This is a genomic window from Ursidibacter arcticus, assembly GCF_009761375.1.
In the GTDB taxonomy this organism is placed as follows: Bacteria; Pseudomonadota; Gammaproteobacteria; order Enterobacterales; family Pasteurellaceae; genus Ursidibacter; species Ursidibacter arcticus.
Genome location: NZ_LEKM01000013.1, coordinates 1 through 1,006 on the forward strand (window position 1 = coordinate 1; position 1,006 = coordinate 1,006).

Genomic DNA, 1,006 nt, shown 5'->3' on the forward strand with positions numbered 1-1,006 from the left:
ACACTCACTTCCATATTCGGTTTCAACTGATAAGAAATACCAGCTTGAAGTTTTGCACGAGTCGTGTTGATTTTCATCGTTTTATTGATATTTCCAACATAATTACCTTGTGCCGTATAAACCGGTGATTTGCCTGAAAGCTGTTGTTCAACCTGAGCATTTAATACGCCTTTTACTTTTTCTGTAAACGGTTTTTGTAGTTTTACGCCTAATGCTGCAGTTTTTTCACTCAAGCGAATTTCGCCGAAATGAACGGGTAATCTCAGACCTGTTTCTTGGTATCCAGCAAGAGTGGTTTTATTTGAGCTTAAGGTTGCATACCAGCCTAACTCTGTGTTGTTAGCATATTTGAAATCTTGACCCACAGTTAAGCTAAAAGATAAACCCTGAGCTTTATTACGCTGAGTTTGCGTTTCTGTAAATGCTAGTTGTTGGCGTTGCTCTTTCACATTATGGTAATTCCACGCTATTGCAGGAGAAATATACCAATTATTGTGTTGTAAACGAGCAAATGCCCCTACCCCTAAATTGCTTTGATTTTGCTTCTGCTGATTTAAAGCACGATAGAAGCTGTGTTCAAGGCTTGTTCCCACAAGGAAACCATTACCAAATTGATAACCTAAATTGAGTCCTGCGGTTAAATCATTACCATAAGCGTCTTTAGCTGTGTCTCCATAAGTACGATAGCAAAAACCTTTCTCATCAGTATAGCAACCTTGCTGTAAACGTTTTAAGCCATAGTATTGTTGTGCAACTGTCGCAAAACGAGAAGCTGAAAATTGCTCAATAGATTTTTTAGTAAAATCTAAGTTAAGAGGCACAATAACTGGTCTAACAACTGGTGGCACAGTCGCTGGAGTTGATGAAGCTGTCGATGCCGCTGATGGATTTAACGGAGCTGGTTGCACACTAGACTGTGTAGCATTTGTTGGCTGCTCTGTATCTGTAGTTACATCTGTAGCTGATGGAATATCAGGGATATTGCTTTCATTCGTTAGCAAATCTA

The 1,006-nt window shown here is 39.3% G+C and carries 1 protein-coding gene; it reads right to left on the bottom strand.

Features of this window, described 5'->3' with window-relative positions:
- Window positions 1-1,006: autotransporter outer membrane beta-barrel domain-containing protein (locus A1D25_RS00550; protein WP_162853258.1), on the bottom strand; the 1,006-nt coding region annotated here is incomplete at both ends.